General features: G+C 57.5%; 18 protein-coding genes and 5 tRNA genes. 14 read left to right on the plus strand and 9 right to left on the minus strand.

What is annotated here, in order from left to right; genetic code table 11:
* Positions 1–155: 155 nt before the first annotated feature.
* The 9 genes from hflX (at position 156) to EPN96_08220 (ending at position 9,935) form a co-directional block, all read left to right on the plus strand.
* Complete coding sequence (gene hflX, locus EPN96_08180) at positions 156–1,823, plus strand: GTPase HflX (GenBank protein TAL16639.1); 1,668 nt, start codon at positions 156–158, stop codon at positions 1,821–1,823.
* Entirely contained in the window at positions 1,823–2,314 is a 492-nt protein-coding gene (locus EPN96_08185) for an acyl-CoA thioesterase (GenBank protein ID TAL16640.1), read from the plus strand. Before hflX ends, EPN96_08185 begins: the two co-directional genes overlap by 1 nt.
* Positions 2,311–3,354: a hypothetical protein gene (locus EPN96_08190; protein TAL16641.1), complete on the plus strand. Its 1,044-nt coding sequence runs from the start codon at positions 2,311–2,313 to the stop codon at positions 3,352–3,354. The genes EPN96_08185 and EPN96_08190 overlap by 4 nt, the downstream gene beginning before the upstream one ends.
* Positions 3,355–3,369: 15 nt before the next feature.
* Positions 3,370–3,753, plus strand: a complete 384-nt coding sequence (locus EPN96_08195; GenBank protein ID TAL16642.1) for a thioesterase — start codon at positions 3,370–3,372, stop codon at positions 3,751–3,753.
* Positions 3,754–4,074: 321 nt separating this feature from the next.
* Entirely contained in the window at positions 4,075–4,980 is a 906-nt protein-coding gene (locus EPN96_08200) for a MoxR family ATPase (GenBank protein TAL16643.1), read from the plus strand.
* Positions 4,981–5,000: 20 nt separating this feature from the next.
* A complete protein-coding gene (locus tag EPN96_08205; protein TAL16644.1) occupies positions 5,001–5,954 on the plus strand; it encodes a DUF58 domain-containing protein in 954 nt (317 codons plus the stop codon).
* Entirely contained in the window at positions 5,825–7,921 is a 2,097-nt protein-coding gene (locus EPN96_08210) for a DUF3488 domain-containing protein (GenBank protein ID TAL16645.1), read from the plus strand. The genes EPN96_08205 and EPN96_08210 overlap by 130 nt, the downstream gene beginning before the upstream one ends.
* Positions 7,922–8,014: 93 nt before the next feature.
* Complete coding sequence (locus EPN96_08215; protein ID TAL16646.1) at positions 8,015–8,806, plus strand: sel1 repeat family protein; 792 nt, start codon at positions 8,015–8,017, stop codon at positions 8,804–8,806.
* Between the two features lie 28 nt (positions 8,807–8,834).
* Positions 8,835–9,935, plus strand: coding sequence for a radical SAM protein (locus EPN96_08220; protein TAL16647.1), 1,101 nt, complete (start codon positions 8,835–8,837; stop codon positions 9,933–9,935).
* A gap of 102 nt (positions 9,936–10,037) precedes the next feature.
* Here the strand turns inward: EPN96_08220 and EPN96_08225 are convergent, their stop codons facing one another.
* From EPN96_08225 to EPN96_08235, 3 genes are read right to left on the minus strand one after another with little or no spacing between them, the layout of a single operon-like run.
* Positions 10,038–11,102, minus strand: coding sequence for a radical SAM protein (locus EPN96_08225; GenBank protein ID TAL16648.1), 1,065 nt, complete (start codon positions 11,100–11,102; stop codon positions 10,038–10,040).
* Position 11,103: 1 nt separating this feature from the next.
* The gene (locus tag EPN96_08230) at positions 11,104–12,345 is read right to left on the minus strand and encodes a glycosyltransferase family 9 protein (protein TAL16649.1); all 1,242 of its coding nucleotides are present in this window, start codon (positions 12,343–12,345) and stop codon (positions 11,104–11,106) included.
* Entirely contained in the window at positions 12,342–12,797 is a 456-nt protein-coding gene (locus EPN96_08235) for a hypothetical protein (protein TAL16650.1), read from the minus strand. The genes EPN96_08230 and EPN96_08235 overlap by 4 nt, the downstream gene beginning before the upstream one ends.
* 22 nt (positions 12,798–12,819) lie before the next feature.
* Between EPN96_08235 and EPN96_08240 the strand changes: the two genes are divergently transcribed.
* Together EPN96_08240 and EPN96_08245 are read left to right on the plus strand one after the other, a co-directional pair.
* Positions 12,820–16,761, plus strand: a complete 3,942-nt coding sequence (locus EPN96_08240) for a PAS domain S-box protein (GenBank protein TAL16651.1) — start codon at positions 12,820–12,822, stop codon at positions 16,759–16,761.
* Positions 16,758–17,858, plus strand: a complete 1,101-nt coding sequence (locus EPN96_08245; GenBank protein ID TAL16652.1) for a response regulator — start codon at positions 16,758–16,760, stop codon at positions 17,856–17,858. The genes EPN96_08240 and EPN96_08245 overlap by 4 nt, the downstream gene beginning before the upstream one ends.
* Before the next feature lie 11 nt (positions 17,859–17,869).
* On the opposite strand, the gene EPN96_08250 is transcribed toward EPN96_08245, so the two are convergent.
* The 5 genes from EPN96_08250 to EPN96_08270 form a co-directional block, all read right to left on the minus strand.
* Positions 17,870–19,777 (minus strand): ABC-F family ATP-binding cassette domain-containing protein, encoded by a 1,908-nt coding sequence (locus EPN96_08250; GenBank protein ID TAL16653.1) that lies wholly within the window; start codon positions 19,775–19,777, stop codon positions 17,870–17,872.
* Between the two features lie 145 nt (positions 19,778–19,922).
* A tRNA-Arg gene (locus tag EPN96_08255) sits at positions 19,923–19,999 on the minus strand.
* A gap of 68 nt (positions 20,000–20,067) precedes the next feature.
* Positions 20,068–20,157, minus strand: a tRNA-Ser gene (locus EPN96_08260).
* Positions 20,158–20,189: 32 nt separating this feature from the next.
* Positions 20,190–20,282, minus strand: a tRNA-Ser gene (locus EPN96_08265).
* Positions 20,283–20,322: 40 nt separating this feature from the next.
* Entirely contained in the window at positions 20,323–21,222 is a 900-nt protein-coding gene (locus EPN96_08270) for a TIGR01777 family protein (protein TAL16654.1), read from the minus strand.
* 184 nt (positions 21,223–21,406) lie between these two features.
* Here EPN96_08270 and amrB point away from each other — a divergent pair, with 184 nt between their 5' ends.
* The 3 genes from amrB to EPN96_08285 all read left to right on the plus strand — a co-directional run bounded on the left by amrB (position 21,407) and on the right by EPN96_08285 (position 22,450).
* Complete coding sequence (amrB, locus tag EPN96_08275; protein ID TAL16655.1) at positions 21,407–22,210, plus strand: AmmeMemoRadiSam system protein B; 804 nt, start codon at positions 21,407–21,409, stop codon at positions 22,208–22,210.
* An 84-nt stretch (positions 22,211–22,294) separates the two neighbouring features.
* Positions 22,295–22,368: transfer RNA gene (locus EPN96_08280), tRNA-Gln, on the plus strand.
* A gap of 4 nt (positions 22,369–22,372) precedes the next feature.
* Positions 22,373–22,450 (plus strand) — tRNA-Glu (locus tag EPN96_08285).
* Between the two features lie 232 nt (positions 22,451–22,682).
* On the opposite strand, the gene EPN96_08290 is transcribed toward EPN96_08285, so the two are convergent.
* A complete protein-coding gene (locus EPN96_08290) occupies positions 22,683–23,363 on the minus strand; it encodes an isoprenylcysteine carboxylmethyltransferase family protein (protein ID TAL16656.1) in 681 nt (226 codons plus the stop codon).
* Positions 23,364–23,487 lie beyond the last annotated feature (124 nt).

The raw sequence follows: 23,487 nt of genomic DNA on the forward strand, positions 1-23,487 counted from the left end.
TTTGAGAGCGATTTTGTCGCGAAGACTGAGCAAAACCGCAGGCGTAGTTGTTCTACGGCGAGGTTTTGCGATTGATGAGCGGCAAAAGCGGGCCAAAAGCCGGATGCGAGAACGAAGGTTTTATTTACGGATAAGCCCTAAGAAAGGACAGAGCCATTCCTAACGTCGAAGGCAACCTCACGGGTTTAAAAAAGAGCCAGATATACGCCCTCGAACGCACCTACCGGCGGAGGGTCCCCCCTGCGGAGCTGATAACCGCCGAGCTCGCCCAGCACATCGGGAGCATCTCCCGCGAGACGGGCAGGCAGGTTGGGGTGCTCATCGACCGCAAGGGCGAGGTCAGGCACGTCATCATCGGCGACGACGAGGGGATAGTCATTCCCGATCTCTCCAGCTACAGCCTCGGCAGGGGGAAGCTCCGGCAGCTTCGGTGCGTCCACACCCACCTTCGGGGAGAGGGGCTGAGCGAGGACGACATCGCCGATCTCACCCTCCTTCGCCTTGATACTATGGCTGCGCTGACAATCGACGGGGAGGGGCGGCCCGAGACGATTCACCTTGCGCACCTTCTGCCCCAGAACCCCGAGGGTGAGACTTATAAGGTCTCGAAGCCCGAGAGCTTTTACGGAATCCGCCTCGATTTCGGGGCTTTCATAACCGCCCTCGGCGACGAGATAACCTCGAAGCAGGAGAAAACCAGGCAGGTAAAGGGCGCGGACAGAGGGATTCTGGTCCACGTCTCACTTCTTCCCAAGGCGGAGATAGAGGAGCGCCTCGAAGAGCTCAAAGAGCTTTGCAGGACCGCCGGAGTCGAGGTAGCCGACATAGTCGTCCAGAAACCCCGGCAGGCGAACCCGCGCTTTCTGCTCGGCGAGGGAAAGATACGAGAGGTCATAGCCTCCGCCCTCCAGAAAGGGGTAGATCTTCTGATCTTCGATCAGGAACTCACCCCCGCGCAGGCCCGCGCCATCTCCGAGCTGACCGACGTGCGCGTCATCGACCGCACCCAGCTCATTCTGGACATCTTCGCAAAGCGCGCCCACACGCCGGACGGCAAGATACAGGTCGAACTGGCGCAGCTCCGCTACATTCTGCCGCGCCTCGCCGGAAAGGGCATCTCTATGAGCCGCCTTATGGGCGGCGTGGGCGGAAGAGGCCCCGGCGAATCGAAGCTGGAAATGGACAGGCGCAAGGTGCGCGACAAAATATCCCAGCTTGAAAAGCGCCTCGAAGGCTTCTCGAAGGGCCGAGTGGAACGCAGAAAAAAAAGGACCCGCGCGGGAGTTCCCATAGTCTCGATAGTTGGCTATACCAACGCCGGAAAATCCACGCTTCTCAACGCCCTGACGGCCTCGGATGTCTTCACCGAGGACCTTCTCTTCGCGACTCTCGACACCTCCACGCGAAGGTTGCGCTTCCCTAAGGAGCGCGAGGTCATAATCACCGATACCGTCGGATTTCTGCGCGACCTCCCCAAGGGGCTCGTCGGGGCCTTCAAGGCCACGCTGGAGGAGCTTGACGACGCGAACCTCCTCCTTCACGTGGTGGATATCTCTAACCCCGCCTACGAAAAGCAGATAAGTTCCGTCGAGGCGCTTCTCGGCGAGCTAGGCCTCGGCCAGAAGCCCGTGATACTGGTGTTCAACAAGGCCGACCGGCTGCCCAGGGAGCTTGCCGAGGAACTCGGGCGCAAGGAGAACGCGATAGTCATGTCCGCCAAGGACCGTTCCACCTTCGCGCCCCTCCTGAACGAGATGGAGAGAAGATTCTGGCAGGAAGCCGAAGGGGCGGCAAACGTCCCCGGAAGCGACGAGGTCCACTGATGGCTTCGCAGAATAAAACCGTCAAGGAAACCCAGGTGATCCTCGCCCGCATCATGCAGCCGCAGGACGCCAACCCCGCCGGAAACGTCCACGGCGGCACGGTGATGAAGATAATCGACGACGCGGCCGCCGCCGTCGCTATGCGCCACGCGCGCTCCAACGTAGTGACGGTCTCCATCGACCGCCTCGACTTTCACGAGCCGGTCTACGTGGGCGACCTCATCACCCTTCACTCCTCGATGAACTATGTAGGCAGAACCAGCATGGAGGTCGGGGTGAGGGTAGAGGCGGAGAACCTCAGGACCGGCGTTGTCCGCCACACAGCTTCCGCTTACCTTACCTTCGTCGCTCTTGACGACAAGCTGCGGCCTCTACCCGTGCCGGGACTGATTACGGAGACCCCCGAGGAGCAAAAGAGATTTGAAGAGGGGAGACTCCGGCGCGAGGAGCGGATAAAGCAGGCCAAGGCGAAAAAGGAGTCCAAAAAGTGAAAACCAGATTTGAACCGAACGGAATCGCGACGGGCATTGGAAGTTTTCCCTTCAAAGACCCCGAGGAGGCGGTAAGAACCGTTCTCAAATACCTCCCCGAGTGCCCCTTCTGGCCGCAGCTTCCGAGACTCAGCCGCCTGGAAGGCATGACGGAGCAGTACGTCGAGGGATTCCCCGGTCTGGTAGAAACTTCCGGCTCCGAAAGGGTAGACACGGTCGGCAAGGGGCAGTCGGAGCTTCCGGCCTTTTACGAAAAAGCACTTTCGGGGAGCCTCGAAGGTTTTTCTCTGCCTGAGGAGAGGGCGAAGGGGTTTTACGCCTTCGAGAAAATCCTCGAAAAAGAACGCCCCCAAAACCTGAAATTCGTAAAGGGCCACGTCACCGGGCCGGTAACCCTCGCCTCCGGCCTTAAAGACCAAAACGGCAGGGAACTCGTCAACGACGAGACCTTCCGCGAGGCCGTCGCCGTTAAGATAGCTAAAAACGCCCTCTGGCAGGTCAGGCGTCTTGAAAGATTCGGCGTTCCGGTGGTGATCTTCCTCGACGAACCGGTGATGGAGGTTTTCGGCTCCGCCTTCTCGACGCTGGACAAAGAAACGGTGCTTTCCCTGTGGGAGCCGTCTTTAAAGGCTCTTGACGAGGCGGGCGCGATCTCGGGAATCCACTGCTGCGGCAACACCGACTGGGAGCTGCTCTTCGACAGCGGAGTCGGAATCGTCAACTTCGACGCCTTCAACTATGTCGAAAAGATGCTGCTCTACGCCGACAAGGCGAAGTCCTTCATGGATAGGGGCGGCGCGCTCGCGTGGGGCATCGTTCCCACGAGCCCGGAGATTAAAGAGGTAAGCGCCGGGGATCTCCTGAAAAAACTGAACGAGGGGTTTTCGGCTTTCGAGAAGAAAGGCATTCCGCTGGATCTTCTGCGCAGGCAGTGCCTTCTCACGCCATCTTGCGGCATGGGAAGCCTCTCGGTCGAGGACACGGTGGACGTTTTGAAAAAGCTTTCCGAGCTTTCAAGGATGTTTCGCTCACAATACTAATCAGGAGAAGGACTTATGAAACAGATGACTCATCTCAAGATCAGTCCTACCCTCGTGGGCAAAATCGAATGCGTCGAGCCTGAAAATGCGATAGCCACCCTAAAGGCGACCCCGGAGATGTGCGCCGACGAGCGGGGGCTCGTCCACGGCGGCTTTACCTTCGGCCTCGCCGATTACGCCGTCATGGTCGCCGTCAACGACCCCAACGTGGTTCTCGGTTCCTCGCAGGTAAGGTTCCTTCGCCCCGTCACGGCGGGTCAGACGATGCGGGCCGAGGCTCAGGTGACCAGCGCCGAGGGCAAGAAGCGCATCGTGAAAGTTACAGTCACCGTCGAGGGGCAGCCGGTGATGGAGGGCGAGATGACGGCTTTTGTGCTTCCGAAACACGTACTCGATTAACAGCCGCGGCTTCCTCTTTCGGCGAATGGTTGCGTCGTTTCTCGGGCGCTCCCGTCGTAGTGACGCTACTGCCTGCGACCACGCGCCCTGCGGACTCCTTGCCCTTCGCCGAAATAGATTGCCGCATTTGGGGAGCCCTGCCGCCTGGCTTTCGCTGCACGTCTCTTGAAACCGGGGTTCTCGCGACGTTTTTTAAAAAGTCTCTGAAAAAGCCTTTAGCCGCAAGCCCGCCTTGCGGCTTTTTTCGTTTATCCGCGCCGTGTTCCGGCAGGTATACTTGCTCTGTTGCCTGAAAAAACCATTACCGGAGCTGATGGCTTTATGAAAGACAGACTTCTTTGCGTTCAAAAGCGGGTGGGGGAATCCCTGCTTGGAAAAGAGCAGCAGATCAAGCTGGCTCTGGCCTGCATTATAGCCCGGGGCCACCTTCTCATCGAAGACCTGCCGGGAGTCGGCAAGACACTCCTGGCGCAGGCGCTCGCGAAAGCCTTGGGGCTCGGGTTTTCGAGGGTGCAGTTCACCAGCGACCTTCTGCCCGCCGAGATTCTCGGAGTCAGCACTTTCGACAGAAACACAGGGGCGTTCGTCTTCCATCCCGGCCCGATCTTTTCGCAGGTCGTCCTCGCGGACGAGATTAACCGGGCTACCCCCAAGACCCAGAGCGCCCTCCTCGAAGCGATGGAGGAGCGTCAGGTCACCATTGAGGGCGCCACGAGGCCCCTGCCGCGCCCCTTTTTCGTGATGGCCACCCAGAACCCCGAAGATCAGGCGGGAACCTTTCCGCTGCCCGAGAGCCAGCTGGACAGGTTTCTCATGCGCCTTCGCCTCGGCTATCCCGACGCCGAAGCCGAGAGAAGGCTCTGGAGGGAGCCGGACAGGAGGCTCGCCCTCGAAGGTATGGAACCCTGCACCGGACCGGGCGGCGTCGAGGAATTCCAGCGGGCCGCTGACGGAGTCCACGTTTCGGATAACCTTCTCGATTACGTCAGAAGGCTGGTGGATTACACGCGCAACTCACGGAAGTACCGGTTCGGCCTCTCACCGAGAGGCGGGGCGGCGGTAATCCGTTCGGCGCGGGCTCTGGCGCTGCTGGACGGGCTCGATTACGTCGGCCCCGAAGAGATTCAGGGGGTTTTGCCCTACGTCGCCGGTCATCGCCTCCACCTCGCCGAAGGGGAGGGCGCGGAAGCGGATATCGGGGAACTCATCAAGGCGGTTCCGGTTTGACTTTAAAGGACTGAAACACGGTGCGGGGCGAAAAAGTGCGCGGCTTCAAGCTGGAAAACCTTCTCCCGAAAAGAGAAGCCGAACCCGGGCCGATAATCCTCGACCGCCACAGGATTTACCTTCTTCCGACCGGCGAGGGGGTGGCCTGCGGCTTCATCGTGCTCGCGCTTATCCTCGGCTCGGCCAACTACAACACCAGCCTGGGGATGATTCTGGCCTTCCTCATCGCGGGCATAGCCCTCATGGGGATGATTCACACCCACCGCAACCTCTCGGGGCTCTCGGTGACCGTCTACGACGCGCCCCCGGTCTTCGCGGGTTCGCCCGCCCATTTCAAGGTATCGATCGAAAATCTCGAAGGACCCGACCGCTACAGCCTCACAATTTCCGGCAGTGGTCCGCGTATCGTCCTCGACTGTCCCAAAGGCGCTACAAATAGCACCATGACGGTCGATACGGCGAAAAGAGGGATATTGCCGCTGGGCAGGATTACGCTCGAAACCGGACACCCGATGCGCCTTTTCCGCGCCTGGTCGCCCCTGAATTTCACCGCCGTCGCCGTCGTCTACCCTTCTCCCTCTTCTCCGAGGCCCCTTCCGGAAGCGGGCGAGGCGGTTTCGGGCGAGGAGAGCGGAAGGCAGGCCAAACGCGGGGTCGAGGATTTCGCGGGGCTGCGCGACTACGTTCCGGGAGATTCGCTCAGCAGGGTCCACTGGAAGAGTTCGGCTAGAAGCGGCACCCTTTCGGTCAAGGAATTCCACGGGGAGGGGGCTGGCGTTTTACTCTTCGACTTCAACTCGCTTAAGGGGATGGGCGAAGAGGCCAGGCTTCGGGTGCTTTGCAGATGGATACTGGACGCCGAAAAAGCGCGCCTCCACTACCGTCTCAACCTTCCCGGCGTTTCGATCCCGGCGGGGGGCGGCCCGGCGCACAAAAGCCGCTGCCTTTCGGCGCTGGCGGGTTACGGCCTGTGATTCCCCGCGCTCCCGATCCCGTACGGCCGCTGGCGGTGCTCCTCGCCGGTCTCGGGCTGGCGTGGTTTCCCCATTCCTCGGCACTTCCCCTCTGGATTTCCCTTGTCTTCGGCTCTCTCCTCGTCCTTCGCCTTTTGCTGGCGCTAAGGGAAATGCCCCTGCCGGGAAGAAAAATTTTGCTCCTGCCGACTATCCTCTGCTCGGGATGGGCGATCTTCGGTTTCCGCCCCTTTTTCGGCGGCCCCGGAGCTTTCATGCTCCTCTCCACCATGTGCATCCTGAAGCTTTACGAGATGAACACCCGGAGGGACCGTACGATAGTCGTGCTTCTGGGTTACGTCATAGTCGCCACGAGGTTTCTGACCGGGCAGTCCCCCCTGACCGGCCTCTGGATGCTCCTTCTGGTGGCGCTTTTCACCTTTGTCCTCGTCGAGTACGCCGACGAAACGGGGGGAAGGACAGCCGGGACGAATCTTCGCATAGCCCTCCGGATGCTTTTTTACTCTCTGCCCGTAGCGGCTCTTCTCTTCGTCATCTTCCCGCGCCACGGCGGCCCGCTGTGGGTGCTTTCCTCAAACCGCTCCGCCATGACCGGACTTTCGGAGGAACTGACGCCGGGAAACATCACAAAACTTAGCCAGAGCGACGAGGCGGCCTTTACCGCGACTATTGAAACCGGACTTGCGGAGGCGGGGGTGCTTTACTGGCGCGGCCCGGTATTCGATTACTTCGACGGCAATACCTGGAAGAGCACGAAAAAAGACGAACCTCCGGCCGCGGAACCGGTAATCCCGAAGGCCGGAGAGATTGTCCAGAGGGTTTCGCTGGAGCCCAGCAACCAGAGGTGGCTCTTCGCTCTCGACAGGCCTCTTTCGGCGAATTCAGTAAACTATCCGGGGCGTGACGGCACCCTTCGCTCCCGCGACAGAAACAGAAAGAGAATCGACTACACAGCGGTATCGTCGCCCGAGACCGGGTATTTTCCACTGACCCGCGAGGAGGAAAACAGACAACTGGCGCTGCCCGAAAACCTGAGCGAAAGGGTTCTGGAACTTGCGAAAAGCTTCCGGGAGGGGGGCGCGGACGACAACGAGGTACTGGAAAGGATTCTCAAATTCTTTAAGGAGGGGGGATTTCTCTACACCCTTGCGCCGCCGGAGTATCAGGGTGATTTTATCGACGGGTTTCTCTTCGGTGAAAGAAAGGGGTTTTGCGGGCACTTCGCGGCGTCGCTGGGGGCGCTCCTTCGCGGGGCGGGAATACCGGCGAGGGTGGTGACCGGGTATCTCGGCGCGGAGCAAAGTCCGGGCGGAAATTATCTTCTCGTTTTGCAGGAACACGCCCACGCCTGGAACGAAGCGTGGATAGCCGGAAGGGGGTGGGTCCGCGTCGATCCCACGGCGGTGGTCAGTCCCGAGAGGCTGACAAGGCCGATCGACGTCGCGGCCTCCCTTGAAAGCGGCGGTATTCGCTTCGGTATGGAAGGCGGCGATTATTTCAGCGGTTTCGCGGGGAAGATGCGTCTGGCTTTTTATTCCTTCGGCGATTGGTGGAACAGCTGGATCGTAGGTTACGACCTTTCCAGACAAAGAGAGCTTTTACGCTCTCTCGGGGCTGGAGGAGCGAGCAGGGCGCTTCTCCTTTCGATCTCCCTCGCGCTCCTTTTCCTCTGGCTCCTTGCGGTGGCAGTTCTCTACGCGATACGGGAGAGAGCGCGGCTGGACCCGGCCGAGAGGCTTTGGAGGGGATGGGTAAAACGGCTGGACAGGCGCGGCCTGGGCCGCAACCCAAGGGAAGGACCGAGGGACTTCACCGCGAGGGTCGCAACCGCAAGACCGGGAGTTTCAAGAGAGGCGGGGGAGATAGGCGAGCTTTACTCGCGCCTCCGCTACGGAAAACCGGCTTTGGACACAAAGGTTTCAGACCTGCGGGAGGCGATCCGGAAATTCCCCTGGAAGAAACTTTGACCCGACCCCAAAACCCGCTTTTCTTAACACCGCCGGAAGGGGTAACCTCTCCGTCGGCAGGAATTTACCATCTGTGAAAGAGGATTGACCGCCTTGAAACGCATTGCAGGTATTTTACTTTTCGCTCTAACGGTTTTATGTATCGCCCTTCCGGCTTTGGCCGCACAGAAGGCGATACCGGCCTCCCCGGCGGCTCCGGCTCCGGTTCTCCCTACCTACCTTCCCGGCGAAGAGCTGGAAAATCTCCGGACGCAGGGCGACAAAGGGGATTTAAAGACGCAGTTTCGCCTCTTTCGGATCTACGGGGAGGGGAAAGAAGCGCCGATGAACATGGCCGAATCCGCGAAATGGGCTCAAAAATCCGCCGAACTGGGGAACGAGTACGCGCAGGTGACCACCGGCGTGCTCTACGGCATCGGAATGGGGTTTCAGCCGGACGTCGCCAAGACCGAGAAATATCTGAGAAAAGCCGCCCAGAAGGGCAACCCGCTCGCCGAGGCCGGACTCGGGTATCTTTATGGTCAGGGGGTAAGCGTACCTCTGGACTACAAGGAATCCTTCAAATGGCTTGAAAAGGCGGCCAACAAGGGAAATCCCGTCGGTCAGGCGGGGCTCGGGAAGGTTTACGCCGATGGGCTCGGGAAGCCGAAAGACCCGATAAGGGGCTACATGTGGTATGAGGTTTCCGCCGCGACCCTGAAAGAGGCGAAAGCCGCGAAACCGAAAGGCGACTGGGAAGACGTGACGCCGATTCTCTATTCGCGGGGAATGCTTCTGGATCAGGTCAACTCCATGAAGAACCTGGCTGGAAAAGAGATGTCGCAGGCCCAGATCGACAAGGCCAAAAAGCTGGCGGCCGACTGGCTGAAAAAGAGCAAGAAATAAACCTTTAAAAGGCGCGGACAAAACATCCTTGTTCAGAAAAATCTACCTCGATTTCGTCTGGAAAAACCTTAAAGGCGGCCGCCTGCTGTGGCTGACCTCCCTTTCCTGGCGCTACCTCGCGACCCACCTTTCGATGGCGGCCCAAAAGCCCCTCTGCGGCCCCATCCTGGGGACGCTGGTGACGAATTACAATTGCAACCTCGACTGCCTCATGTGCGACCTTCCCCCACGCTCGGCGGAGCTGAAAAAGGCCGGAAGAAAAGAGTTTTCGACGGAGGAGATGAAGGAAGTGCTCGACCAGATGGCCGCTCTCGGCATTCTGGGCGTCGGCTTCACCGGCGGCGAACCCCTTCTCAGAAAAGACATCTTCGAGCTTCTGGCCCACGCGAAAAAACTCTCGATGATAACCCACCTCAACACCAACGGAACCCTTCTGGACGAGGCGAGGGCGAGGCTGGTGCTGGAGGCGGGGGTCGATTCGCTGAACATCTCGGTGGACGGCGCGACGGCGAAGACTCACGACTCGATACGCGGCGTGCCCGGCTCCCATGAAAAGGCCGTGGGGGCGCTGAAACTGATGGCGAAGTTAAGAAGGGAAGCGGGGAAAGGACCACGCCTGAAAGCCGTCTGCGTCGTTCAGGAGAAGAACTGCCACGAGGTTGAGGCGCTGCTCGAAGAGGGCGAATCATGGGGCATAGACGTGGTCGAATTCATCCCGAGGCAGAACTTCACCGGCGAGGAGGAGCTCGTTCCCGACGAAAAGGCGCGGGAAGAGCTTGTCGCCGCAGGCAAAACTCTTCTCCGGAGGAAAAAGGAGGGGGCGAAAATAGAGAATTCGGCGGGCATGCTTAAGCTCTTCGAGCCGACCTTCAGGGGCAAGCCCTCGCCCCTCAAGTGCTACTCCGGCTACAACTCACTCACCGTGGACTCTTTCGGAGAGATTTTCACCTGCGTTCCCTACATGAACTGGAATATCTCCGAGGGAAACGTCAAGGAAACAGACCTCAGAACCTTCTGGAACTCCGGCAAATTTTCCGAGCGCCGGAAAGAGATTTCCAACTGCAGGCGCTGCACCCTCAACTGCCAGGCGGAGCTGAATATTCTCTTTCGCCCCTTCTTCAAAACCTGAATCCGGTTTTAGAAGCGTAGGGTGTGTCAGCCGCGAAGCGGCGTAACGCACCAAACAATTAATCGACAATGATAATGATGCGTTACGCTTCGCTAACGCATCCTACCCGGCTTTGGTGCGCGTTCCGGTAGGGAGGGGCAGGGCGAGCCTTCGCCCTATCGCCGGGAAGGCTTCGCAGGAGGTCCAGCAGCCGGGGCACTCGCCCCTCTGTATCCTGTCAAAGAGGAGTTTCGAGGAGGGGAGGTTCCAGAGAGTCTCCAGATCGTAAGCGCAGTCCCTGATATTTCCGAGGGGCTCGCTCAGGATGGTGCAGGGATAGAGAACGCCGGACTGGTTCAGGAAGGCCGAAGCCGAAAGAGCCGCGCAGGGGATCGGGGATTTTCCCGTCCCGCAGTAGTAGCCGACACCTTCCGCGTACCGCCTTTCAAAGACCGAAAGGGGCGACAGGCCGAGGGGGCGAAGGCGGTGGAGCCTCGCAAATTCCCTTGCTATCCCGTCCATGTCCGGCTGGGTTACTCCGGCGTTACCGTAGTAGTGATCCGAGCGGTGGGGTATGTTGAAATGAAAATCCACCGGAGAAACGCCGGGAAGTACTTCCCGGACCGCTTTTAGCGTCTCCTCGAAGAGCCCGAGGTTCTTTTCCGAAAGGGTCATGCCGAAAAAAACGCCTACTCCCGGCAGGGTTTTCAGCAGCCGGAAGGTTTCCAGAGCCCTGTCGAAGGTTCCGGGAAGCCCCCGAAGTTCGTCGTGAAGCTCCCTCGGGCCGTCGAGGCTCACCGTGACGACGAGGCTCGCCCCGGTAATTTTAATAATCCGCGAAGCGGTGCTGAAGACTTTCTCCGGCATAGTCCCGTTGGTGGGAAAGTGCAGGTAAGCCAAAGCTCTGCAATTTTCGATTATTATATCTAAAACCTCGTCCAGATCCTCTCGAAGGAATATCTCGCCTCCGGTAACGTCCACCCAGGAGAAGCGGTTCGATTTCTCAAAAAATTTACGTATCTCGGCGGTCGAAAGCTCGTCCTCTTCCCTGGCCCAGATAAAGCAGTTCTTGCACCGGCAATTGCACTTGCAGGTGAGGGCGAAGTTCAGCTTGTAGGGGAAATCGAGGCGGCTTCTTGAGGAGGCGAGGACCCTTCCCGCGAGTTTCAGGAGCGGTAAAACACCCATGCTAGACCTGTGCCCCCTCCGGGGATGCGCCGCCTGTAGTGAGGTCCCTGTTTTTCTTGAAGGGGCCGGAGATAAGCTTGCCGGAGGGAAAATACTCTCTTTTAATCGCCGAAAAGACGGTTTCCGGCTCTATCGCCAGCATGCAGTCGGGTTTGCGGCAGCCGGAGAGCTTCCTGTTGGTGTTGGTCAGGCAGGGGCTGCAGTGCGGTTTCGTATAGAAAACCACGTCGCTTTTCCCCACCGGCCCGTACAGGAAAGGGGTGTTCGGCCCGAAGAGGCCGACTACGGGGGTTCCCATAGCCGAGGCGATGTGAACCGTAGCGGTGTCGTTGGAGACGACCAGTTCGGCCCTGCGGCAAAGCGCGGCGAGCCCCTTTACGGAGAGTTTGCCCGCGGCGTTGAAGGCTGTGCTCTCGCTCGCCGCCACCACGTCGTCAATTATCGATTTTTCGCCCGGAATGCCGGTTACCAGGGTTTTGGCTCCGAATTCCCGGAATAATTGCGCGCTGAGGTATCCGAAGCGCTCCGAGGGCCACCTGCGTATCGGCAGGTTGCTGCTGGAACCGGGATGCATCACGACCATCACGTCGGAGGGCGAGATGCCCGCCTCTTTTTCGAGGGCTGCGGCTTCGGCCATGTGACTGTCCGTCAGGTCTATCTCGCGCTCGGGGTTGTCCGGGGAAGCGCCCGCGGTTTCGGCGAGCCTCATGAAGATCCGCCACATATGGGCCGTTTCCTCGTAAGGTACGGCTTTCGTGTAGACCTTTACTCTGGACGGGCCGTGCGCGGCGAAACCGACCCTCTCGGGCGCGCCGAGCAGGGCGCTTATCAGCGTCGAGATGTTCGCGAACTGCTCGAAGTCTATAATCAGATCGTAATTGGCGGCCTTTAAAACCGGCAGGGTTTTTTTCATTGAAAAAAGGAAATCCACGATCGTGTCGGAAGCGAGAAAGTGGCTTTCGTGAAGGCCCTTCGTGCCCGCCAGTATCCCTTTGTTGGTGTCAAGGGTCAGGAAGTCTATCCGCGCCCCCGGAAATCTCTTACGCAGGGCTCGCAGCGCCGGAAGAATCATGACGATGTTGCCGATGCCGTGAAATTTGATGAGGAGAATGTTCTTTACCTCATCGGCGACCGGACGGGCCTTCTTCGGGGAAGGCAAAAGCAGCGGAGCCGTCCTCAAGAGGAGGTTGCCCAGCAAACTGTCAAGAAATCTGGCGAAACGTAATTCGGAGTCTCTTTTCAATTTTTCATACCATAAAAAAATACCGCAAGAATGGAACCGAAATAGTTATCACTTCCCGGCAAAGGTAGCCAGATGTTTTTAGCGGCGGGGAAGGCGTAAAGCGCATGACCGCACACTTTTAAAAAATTATGGAACAAGGTCGCCTTATCCGTTGTCTGCTGTAATCTATTTATAAGGGTTAAGTGGAAATAACCAGCAATCTTGGAGGCTTTTATCAACGGAGATGTCATGACCGCAGACGCCTTAAGGAAATTTCGCAGTGAAAAACGGTTTTGATACCGGAAACCCCGGAGCAGTCCGGTGAACAAGTCGTTCGATTTGTTCCGGAATTTATCGGTAGCGACGATTTTCGCCGTAGCCGGGCTGACTTTGTCCTGCTCCTCCCTGAATGAATATACCTTCTTTTTTGAACACAAATCCCTGGCAATCCCTTTTACCGGGTTTCTTGCCATTCAGGCCGGGCTAATCGTTTTTTTGCTCGTACAAAAGAGGCAGGCGGCGAACAGGGACAACGTTTTGCGCAAAAGCGAGGCGAAGTACAGAACGCTCTTCGATAATATGACTCCGGGCTTCGCCCTCCACGAGATGATTCTTGACGACGATGGTTCCCCGGCCGACTACCGTTTTCTTGAGGTGAATCCGGCCTTTGAAAAAATCGCGGGCTTCCCGGCCGAAAAACTGATCGGCAGGACCGCCAGGGAGACTTTTCCAAACATCGATGAAAACCTGATCGACACCTGCGGAAGAGTCGCCCTTTTGGGGGAACCATGCGATTTTGAAAGTTATTTCGCGGACCTCGGTAAGTACTACGAGACGCGGGTCTACTGCCCGGAAAAGGGGAAATTCGCCCTGGTCATCGCCGACGTCACCGAGCGCAAACTCGCCGAAAGAGCGCTTCAGAAAAGCGGTGAAAGGCTTAAGGAAGCCCAGAGAATGGCTTCAATCGGAAGCTGGGAGCTCGACCTGTTTACCGGAAAAATGATCTTTTCCGACGAGGTTTTCCGCATTCTGGAACTCTCCCCCGCCAGCTCCGGAAACATGCTCGAATTCTTTTTGGACAGGGTCCACCCCGACGATAGAAGAGAGGTGACTCTCGCCTTCAATAAATCCGTCGAGGAAAAAAAGCCTTACGACATAACCCACCGGGTTCTTTTCGGCGACGGGCGGATAAAATACATTCACGAAAGGGGCGAGACGAAATACGACGAAAGAGGAATCGCGACAATCACCCTTGGGACTATACAGGACGTCACCGAGAGGAAAAAAGGCGCCGACGCCCTGAGGGAAAGGGAGCGTCAACTATCGACTCTGATGGACAATCTACCGGCCATGGTCTACAGGTGCCTTAACGAAAAAGAATGGCCAATCACCTTCGCCAGCACGGGCTCTATCGAGTTGACGGGGTACGGCCCGGCGGATTTCACCGGGGGGCAAGTCCGGTACAACGACGTAATTCTGCCCGAGGACAGGGAGGATGTCTGGAACGAGGTTCAAAAGGCCCTTTCGCTAAAGCGGAAATTCGAGCTCACTTACCGCATCAGGACCGCCGACGGAGAAATAAAATGGGTCCGGGAAACCGGGCAGGGGATCTTCGACAGGGAAGGAAAGGTAATCTCTCTCGAAGGGATATGCTCGGATGTAACCGAGAGGCGGAAGATTAACGATACCCTCCGCTTTATCGCCATGTGCGGAAACGGCGGCGAAGAAGAGAATTTCCTGGCCTCGCTCGTTAAATATCTTTGCGAGACTCTCGGCGTGGAATGCGCCTTCGTCCACGAGCTCATTCCTGAAAGCGAAAGAGCCCGCACGGTCAGCATATTCAACGACGGCCGGACGGCTGAAAATTTTGAATACGCCCTGGCGGGAACTCCAAACGAAATCGCCCTCGGAATGCCGAGCTGCACGTATCCCAAAGGTCTCCGGCTGATGTTCCCGCAGGACGTTCTGATAAACAAGATGGGGGCGAAAAGCTACGCAGCCGTGTCTTTGCTCAACTCCGCAGGCAAACCCTTCGGTCTTGTGGGGGTAATGGGAAAGGCCCCAATAAAAAAGCCCGAGCTCGTCGAGTCCATTCTTAAAATCGTGGCGGTAAAAGTCGCCCAGGAACTGGAACACCGGCAAAATTCAATCGAACTGAAAAAATATCAGGAGCATCTCGAGCAACTGGTGGACGAGCGCACCCACAAGCTCGCCATGGCCCTCGAAAGCGGCCATTTCGACATCTGGGCGTGGGACGGCGAAACCGACACCTTCTATACCACGCAGGGCGCCGACTTGCGCACAAAGGGGATTGAGGTCGACAGGTTCGGAAAGACGAAAACAGCCAGGTTCTATGCAAAAGTGCATCCCGACGACCTGCCGACGGTCAGGGAAAACTCGGTAAACGCGATTGAAGGAAAGGCCGACAGCTGGAACAACGAATTCCGCTACTTTGGGGAAGGGCGGGGCTGGTTCTGGGTAAGCACGATGGGGCAGGTTATCGAACGCGGTCCCGACGGAAGGGCGAAAAAAGCCATAGGGCTCATAAGCGACATATCCGGGCGCAAGAGAACGGAAACGGTCCTCAAGGAGCAGACTGAAAGCCTTAACGCGATCTTCGATTCCTCTCCTCTCGTCATGATGCTTCTTAAGGAAGACGGAAGCGTCGAGAACGTGAATCAGGTCGGGGCCTATCTGACTGACGAGAAAAAAGAAAACCTGATCGGCAGGCAGCCCGGCGACGTACTGGGGTGCGTTGAGGTTGCCGATGGAAAACTTTGCGGTACGAATAACAGGTGCGGGTGTTGCGCCCTGAGAAAGAGCTTTACGGAGAGCCTCGGCAACAAAGCGTCGTTCGACAAAAACGAGATAAGTCTGAGCCTTGTCCGTGACGGCGGAGTCGAGGAGAGGGAGTTCCTCATGACCAGCGCTTATATAAACCTTTCCGGAGGTGAGCGGGTACTTGTCAGCCTGGATGACATCACCGAACAAAAAAAGATGGAAAAAGCCATTCTGGAAGCCAGAGAGGTCGCTGAAAGCGCGAACAAGGCCAAGAGCACCTTCCTGGCCAAGATGAGCCATGAGATACGCACGCCTATGAACGCCATACTTGGCTATTCGCAACTCATGCAAAAGCTCCCGGCGATGAGCGAAACGGGGATAAATTACTCCCGCATAATCAGCCAGAGCGGCGAACACCTCCTCAGTCTGATAAATGACATACTTGAGATGTCGAAGATTGAAGCCGGGTACGTGACGACGGTTCCGGAGGCTTTTTCCTTTACCGCCCTCATAGACGAAATCGAGACGGTGTTCAGCTTCCGCACAAAGGAAAAAGGTCTCTCACTGATAGTGAAAAAGGCTGAAAATCTGCCGGAGACGTTGATAAGCGACCAGAAAAAGATTCGCCAGGTGCTGGTAAACATTCTAGGAAACTCTCTGAAGTTTACCCAGCAGGGCCACATCGAGGTAAACGTAGGATTTAAAAACCTTGAGGGCGGCAAGGTTGAAATCATGGTGGATATTTCCGATACCGGCGCCGGGATATCGAAGGACGAAATCGGAAAGGTTTTTTCCCCCTTCGAGCAGACGAAGAGCGGAAGCGACAAGGGTGGTACCGGCCTCGGGATGTCGATCAGCCGCCAGTACGCCCTGATGCTCGACGGCGACCTCACCATAGAGAGCGAGGAGAGCGCCGGGACAACCGTGCATTTCACCTTCAAGGCCGAGACGGTGGAAAAACAGGCATCCCCCAATCCCGAAGCTCCGGCGCTCATGAAAGCACCGGGAGTTAAAAAGAGTCGCTACGATCTGAAGATTCTTGTCGCCGACGATCTGGAGATGAACCGCCACCTGCTTTCTAAAATACTCGAAAGAGCGGGATTTACGGTCAAAACGGCGGAAGACGGGCCGGCAGCCATAGACGTCTTCAGGTCCTGGAAACCCGATGTAATCCTGATGGACAGAAGGATGCCGGAAATGGACGGCCTGGAGGCGGCGGCGAAAATAAGGGCGCTTCCCGGCGGAAAGGCCGTCAGGATCATACTGGTCACCGCGAGCGACAGGGAAGAGGGAGGAAAGGAATATCTGGAGGCGAGGATCGACGGCTTTATCGGGAAACCCTTTACAAGGGATGAAATCATCAAGGAGATAGAGCGTCTGCTTCCTTCGCTTCCTGATTATTCCTCCGAAGAGGTCTCCTTGCCGACACAGGCACCCCAAAGAGATTTCTTTAAAGAGGCCTCCTCGCTTCCTGAAAGCCTTGTCGAGAGGCTGAAGGAGCATATAGAAATCGGCGACGCCACAGCCTTTATTTCATTGGTGGAAAAAGATATCCGGCCCGTTAATCCCGGGCTGGGAGATTACCTCCTCCGCCTTGTCGGAAGGTACGATTACTCAAAAATCATGTCCTTGTTTTCCCCGAAGGAATCACTATGAAAAGCCAGAGTTTGCCCCAAGGGGCCAGAATAATGATTGTCGACGACACCCCGGAGAATCTCACCCTTCTTCGCGAGATTCTTTCGGAACACGATTTCGAGGTCTCGGCGCTGCCGAGCGGCTCTCTCGCCCTGCAGGCCGCAAACAAGGTTCCTCCCAATCTTCTGCTTCTGGACATAAATATGCCCGAGATGAACGGTTACGAGGTCTGCAGGAGGTTCAAGGAAAGCGAAAAGCTTCAGGAGATTCCGATAATCTTCCTGAGCGCCCTTTCCACCACGGAGGACAAGATTAAGGCCTTCCACCTCGGCGGCGTGGATTACATAACGAAACCCTTTAATTCCGAAGAGGTGCTTTCGCGCGTCGAGACCCATCTTAAACTCCGGGCGCTGCAGGAGAAGCTGGAGTTTCAGAACGACAATCTGAGGCACATCGTAGAGGAAAAGGTGCGCGAGATATCGGAAGCGCAGCTCGGGACGATCTTCGCCCTCGCGAAACTGGCCGAGAACCGCGACGAGGACACCGGAGACCACCTCGAACGGGTGCGGGATTACTGCCACATCATCTCTACGCGCCTCTCCGAATCCTCTCCCTACGCGAGAGTTATTTCTAGGGAATTCACCGACTGCATCAAGCATGCCTCGCCCCTCCACGACATAGGCAAGGTCGCCATGCCCGACAGCATCCTTCTTAAGCCCGGCAAGCTTACCGAAGAGGAGTTCGAGGTCATGAAGACCCACACGACCATTGGGGCTGAAAATCTCAAGGTCGTCCACGAACGCTGCCCCGGAAACGCCTTCATCAAGATGGGAATCGAGATAGCTCTCTATCATCACGAGAAGTGGAACGGCGAAGGCTACCCGAGGGGGCTCAAGCGCGAGGAAATTCCGCTTTCGGCGAGGATAATGGCACTGGCCGATTTCTACGACGCGCTCCGGTCGGACCGCTGCTACAGGCGAGGGCTGGACCATATGGTGGTAAGGGAGATGGTGGAAGCGGGGAGGGGGAGTCATTTCGACCCCCACGTCGTCGATGCTTTTTTCGCCGATGAAAGCTGCTTTGAAAAGGCGGATTACTCGCTCTCTCCCGTTTCCTGACGGACATGCGGTCAGGAGCGTTTTTCTTCAAGCTCCTCCCAGCGGGCGAAGTGGTTTTTGATGGTTTCGTCCAGCGCCGGGAGTTCTCGGGAAAGGGCTTGAATCTCCTGCCTTCCTCCAGCCAGAGAGGAGGGTGAGGCGAGCAGCTTTTCGACCTCGCCCTTGCGGATTTCGAGGCGCTCTATCTCGCGCTCCAATTCCTCCAGTTCCCTTTTTTCCCTGAAACTGAGTCCGGCCTTTTGCGCGCTTTTTTCCTTCGCGGGTTTTGCTTCGGGAAGCTGTTTCGGAGCGGCTTTCACTTCCTCTTCCCTGCGCGCCCTCGTGCGCGAGAAGGCCGAGTAGTTGCCCTCGTAGAAGACCACCCGGCCCTCACCCTCAAAGTGGAGGATTCCGGTGGCGACCTTGTCGAGAAAGTACCTGTCGTGGGTGATTATGAGCGCTGAGCCGGGAAATTCGGCCAGCGACTCGTCAAGTATCTGAAGGGTGGGGATGTCGAGGTCGTTTGTGGGCTCGTCGAGCACCAGGACGTTCGCCCCCTTGAGAAGCAGCTTCGCCAGCAGCAGCCGCGCCCTCTCGCCGCCGGAGAGGGTGGAGGCGGGCTTTAGCTGATCGGCGCGGGAGAAGAGAAAGTCCTCCAGATAGCCGACCTTGTGGCGCTTCTCCCCCTTCCCGCCGCCGGGAGCCACCCAGTCGTCTTCGGTCAGGTTTTTCTCGACGCTGAGAGAGTCGTCGAGGCCGCTACGGGCCTGATCGAGGTACCCGATGAGGGTGTGCTTGCCTATCGTCACGCTTCCCGAGGCAGGGGGGAATTCGCCGAGGAGGGTGCGGACGAGGGAGGTCTTGCCGCAGCCGTTGGGCCCCAGAATGCCGACGCGCTCGCCCTTCCTGAGGTGAAAATCCAGCCCTTTTACGAGGGTTTTACCGCCCAGTTCTATCGTCAGGCCGCTCGTCTCGATAATCGTCCCCCCGAGGCGTTTCCCGGTCTGGAAATCCAGTGAAAGATCGCGGCTTACGGTGGTTTTGACCTGCTCTTTAAGCTCCCCGGCGCGGTCGATGCGTGCCTTTTGCTTGGTCGTCCGCGCCTTGGGGCCGCGGGAGAGCCACTCCTCCTCGCGCCGAAGGAGGTTCGCGAGGCGAGACTGGCTTTTTTCCTCCTCCATAAGCCTTTTCGCCTTCTCTTCGAGATAGTCGCCGTAGCCCCCGGAGTAGCGGGTGAGGGCGGAGTCGTCCAGCTCGATTATCCCCGTCACCACCCGGTCGAGAAAATAACGGTCGTGGGTGATGAGAAGGAGCGCCCCCGGATAATCGCGGAGGTGCTCCTCAAGCCATTCGACTGTTTCGGCGTCTATCTGGTTTGTCGGTTCGTCGAGGAGGAGAAGATCGGGCTGTTCGAGGATTATTCCGGCGAGAGCCACTCGCTGGCTCCAGCCGCCGGAGAGGGTCTTCAGCTTCGCGGAGGGGTCGGGGATCGAGAAGCGGGTGCAGATCTCCTCTATGCGGTGGCCGATGGTCCACGCCGAGTGGTGGTCGAGCCAGGAATGTATCTTTTCCTGCTCGTCCAGAAGCTTTTGCAGTGCCTCGCCCTTCGCCGACGAAAGCTCCTCCGATATTTTCTGATGCCTTCCGAGTTTCTCCCTTGCTTCGCCGAGGTAGCTTTCCAGAATCTCCCTTACGGTCTTCTCCGGGTCTAATGCGGGCTTTTGCGGAAGGTAGGCGAGGGAGAGGCCGCGCCTCTTGGAGATCGTCCCCGCGTCGGCGTCTACGAGCCCCACGAGAATCTTTAGAAGAGTCGATTTGCCGGAGCCGTTCTTTCCGATTATCCCCAGCCTCTCGTACTCGTCGAGGGTGAAGGAGATATCGCCGAAAAGAGTCGTCGGACCGAAACTCTTTGAAAGACCCGCAACGTCGAGAACGCTCATAAGTGCCTGTATTTCCTTAAAGGCGGTTCCGATAACCGTGAAATGAAATTCGCAGCGACAAATTACTATTTCAAGGTGGCCTTGGCAACAAACGATGCAAAACAAAAAAGGGTTACGGCTTATCACCGTAACCCCTTGATTTTACTGGCGCGCCCGGCAGGATTCGAACCTGCGACCCTCGGATTCGTAGTCCGATACTCTATCCAGCTGAGCTACGAGCGCGTGAAGGCGTGTTTAATAATATTTTTGCATCCGCATGGCAATCTTTATTTTACACGAAAAAGAAAGATTGGCGGAGAGGGGGGGGTTCGAACCCCCGGTGCCTTTTGGGCACACACGATTTCCAATCGTGCACCTTCGGCCAGCTCGGTCACCTCTCCGCAATTTTGCGAACTCTTATTCGATTGTCAAATGGCGGAGAGAGAGGGATTCGAACCCTCGGTACCCGTATTTGGGTACACACGCTTAGCAGGCGTGCACCTTCGGCCGACTCGGTCATCTCTCCGCACAGGAGGGCGGAATATTACAGTTCGACTCCCGCCCCGTCAAGCCAGAATCTTAACCAGCGTTTCGCGAAGGCCGGTATGGTCGAAGGAAAAACCCGTGGCTTCGAGTTTCTCTGCGCTGGCCTTGTGGCTCAGCAGCACCAGATCGGCCATTTCTCCTACTACGAGGCGGGCGGCGAAGGAGGGGGGACGAAGCCTCGCGGGCGGGCCGAGCATCTCTTCTATAGCGCTTGTAATCTCTTTCTGGCGGGCGGGGTGAGGGGAGACGAGGTTGAAGATTCCCCTGGCCTCAGGATTTTCCAGAAGGCTCCTGACGGCCCTCGCGAGGTCTTCGACGTGTATCCAGCTCATCCACTGCTTGCCGCTGCCCTCGGGAATCTTACGCGCCTTTTTCGCCTCGGTCACCAGAGGCGGAAGCGCCCCGCCCTCCTTGCCCAGCACCAGCCCGAAACGTCCGATGATTACCCTCGCCCCTTTTTTCTCGGCTGCGAGGGCGGCCTCCTCCCATTCGCGGGTGAGCTTCGCCAGAAAGTTGTCGCCGTAGGGTGAATTTTCGGTGAGAAGGTTTTCCCCGCCGTCGCCGTAGGCCCCCACCGCCGAGGCGCTGAAGAGGACAAAATCCTTTCCCTCCGGTATCGCCGCAACCACGTTTCGCGTCGCTTCGATCCTGCTTTCGCGAAGTAGCCTCTTCTTTTCCCGCGTCCATTTCTCGTTCAGCGGCTCTCCGGCGAGGTTTACGCATCCGTCGCAGGAGGCGAGGGTTTTCGTCCACTCTCCGGGAACCGTCGGGTTGCCGATCAATATCTTTGACCCCGGAAAAGCGCTCCGGGCCGATTCCTCAGTCCGGCAGAGCGAAATGGTCTCGTGCCCCCCCCTGCCCAGTTCCCGCGCTATCTCTCGGCCAGTAAAACCCGAAGCTCCGGTGATGAATACCTTCATTTTGATCGCCGCCTGTTCAGGTTTGGATTTGATAAGACTAGAAAAAGTAATGTTAGCATAATTTTTCAAAGCGGGCCTCGTCACTCGCTAATTAACCCTTGCGGGACTCCGGGCTCCAATTACACTCTTTTGAGAAGAAAAATTTCCTGAAGCAAAGCATCGGCAACAAAGGGAAGGACGTCGCATGATACGGGAACCGGTTGTCGCGGGCCAGTTTTACCCGGCGAAGGAAAAAGAGCTTCGGGTCTACCTCGAAAACGAAATGGAGGCGGCGGGCCACGAGAAAGAGGCGCTCGGCATAATAGCCCCTCACGCCGGTTACTATTACTCGGGTAGCACGGCCGCGAAGGTCTTCGGCGCGGTGAAGATTACCCGCACCGTTCTCCTCCTCGGGCCGAATCACACCGGACACGGGCACAGGGCAGCCGTCTATCCCTCCGGCGCCTGGCGGACTCCTCTGGGCCTTGTCAGCGTCAACGAAGAGCTTGCGAGGATGGTGGAGGAATCGTCGAGGGTATTCACCTTCGACTTCACCGCCCACGCGCAGGAGCATTCAATCGAGGTGCTTTTGCCCTTCCTGCAGGTGAGCCAGCCCGGCTTCGACATGGTCCCCATCTCCTTCATGCTAAGCGACGCTGGAGATATAAAAGAGGCCGGGGAAGCGCTCTACAGGGTAGTGACGGAATGGGGAGAGCCGCTGCTCATGGTTGTCTCCAGCGACATGACCCACTACGAATCGCAGGAAAACGCGATGAGGAAGGACGCCCTGGCCATAGCCCACATCGAGAAGATCGACCCGGAGGGACTACTTCGGACGGTAGCCTCCAGCAACATCTCGATGTGTGGGGTTATCCCCGCCGCCGTCATGCTTTACGCCGCAAGAAAACTCGGCGCTGTGAAAGGGGAGAAAGTGGCCTACTCCACCAGCGGAGAGAAGAGCGGGGATTTTCGCCATGTCGTGGGTTATGCGGGAATGGTAATTACCTGATTTTAAGGAAATGCCTCATTTTCAGGGAATGGGAAAAACCCGCTTGACTTCAAAACCCCGCTACTCTATAAAATGCCTCCTCGTTGGGGGATCGTCCAATGGCAGGACTGCGGATTCTGATTCCGCCTATGAGGGTTCGAATCCTTCTCCCCCAGCCAAAAAGGTCTCTTCGTCTAGTCCGGCCTAGGACACCGGCCTCTCACGTCGGCGACACGGGTTCAAATCCCGTAGGGACCACCAAACGAACGCGCCCCATCGGCTTAATGCCGGTGGGGCGCTTTTGTTTTGTCGAAAGAGTGTAGGTCAGCTTGAGGAACGAAAGCTGACAATACATTGAATGTTCTGATTTTTGTTTTGAGTTTTCGTAACGAATGGGGGGAACGATGAATTACCGGCGGGCTCGGATAGGGAAAAAGGAGAAACAGCTAAGGAATTGTCGGCTTTAGTTCCTCAAGCCGACCTACGCGATTGACTACGGGCTGACCTGTCTGTTGAGGGCGGCGCAAAGGAGCAGGAATACCGTTACGGCGTACACGGCGAGCCAGGCGCGCCATTCCTTGTGCTTTTTCAGCACCCTTCCGATGTCGTAGCTGGCGGGCTCTGGCGGCCAGTTCTCCAGCGAGGGGACAAACCTGGGGACTCTGGCGCAGTAGCCGAGGAACTCCTCACCGTAAACCCCGAGAAGATACTTCTCTTCCTTGCGGACCAGCCCTGCGTAGACCAGCGGGAAGAGTACGGCCACGGCCGCTATGAGCACGGGACTTCCTGCCATGATCGTGATTCCGAGCCCCATGATGAAGCTGCCTACGTAAAGCGGGTTTCGCGTAAGCGCGTAGGGGCCGCAGGTGGCGAGCTCCTTGTTTTTGACTATGACGCCGGAGGACCAGGCCCGTATCCCGGCTCCGAGTACGGCGGCGGGCAGCCCCAGCGCGATTGACCAGAGCGTCGGCCCCGCGCCGATGACCGCTTTTGGAAGCTGCGCAAGAAAGGGAAATCTGGAAGGCAGGGCCAGAATGGGCAGAAGAAGCCCGAAGAGAAAGCCTATAGTTACCCTATTGTTGACGAATACCCTTTGGAACAGGCTGTTTTCGTTAAATTCGCCGACGTCGATTTCTTTTTGTTTGCCGCCGGCAAATTTAAGTCCCTGAATCATTTGATAAAAGCCCCCGCAAAAGAAAAAAAACGGTACGATAGACTCTTTGCCGCCTTATTGACGCTGGCCGCTGATGCAATGACTTGCAATTATAACGCTCTCAACCGTTTTTACAACTCCGGCA

Source organism: bacterium (assembly GCA_004322275.1).
In the GTDB taxonomy this organism is placed as follows: domain Bacteria; phylum Desulfobacterota; class Deferrisomatia; order Deferrisomatales; family BM512; genus SCTA01.

Coding starts and splice junctions, on each gene's coding strand:
- EPN96_08210 (TAL16645.1), top strand. CDS start 5,825: ATGGATACTGGACGCCGAAAAAGCGCGCCTCCACTACCGTCTCAACCT.
- EPN96_08235 (TAL16650.1), bottom strand. CDS start 12,797: ATGGCAAGAAACCCGGTAAAAGGGATTGCCAGGGATTTGTGTTCAAAA.
- EPN96_08290 (TAL16656.1), bottom strand. CDS start 23,363: ATGATTCAGGGACTTAAATTTGCCGGCGGCAAACAAAAAGAAATCGAC.
- EPN96_08270 (TAL16654.1), bottom strand. CDS start 21,222: ATGAAGGTATTCATCACCGGAGCTTCGGGTTTTACTGGCCGAGAGATA.
- EPN96_08225 (TAL16648.1), bottom strand. CDS start 11,102: ATGGGTGTTTTACCGCTCCTGAAACTCGCGGGAAGGGTCCTCGCCTCC.
- amrB (TAL16655.1), top strand. CDS start 21,407: ATGATACGGGAACCGGTTGTCGCGGGCCAGTTTTACCCGGCGAAGGAA.
- EPN96_08195 (TAL16642.1), top strand. CDS start 3,370: ATGAAACAGATGACTCATCTCAAGATCAGTCCTACCCTCGTGGGCAAA.
- EPN96_08245 (TAL16652.1), top strand. CDS start 16,758: ATGAAAAGCCAGAGTTTGCCCCAAGGGGCCAGAATAATGATTGTCGAC.
- EPN96_08185 (TAL16640.1), top strand. CDS start 1,823: ATGGCTTCGCAGAATAAAACCGTCAAGGAAACCCAGGTGATCCTCGCC.
- EPN96_08200 (TAL16643.1), top strand. CDS start 4,075: ATGAAAGACAGACTTCTTTGCGTTCAAAAGCGGGTGGGGGAATCCCTG.
- EPN96_08250 (TAL16653.1), bottom strand. CDS start 19,777: ATGAGCGTTCTCGACGTTGCGGGTCTTTCAAAGAGTTTCGGTCCGACG.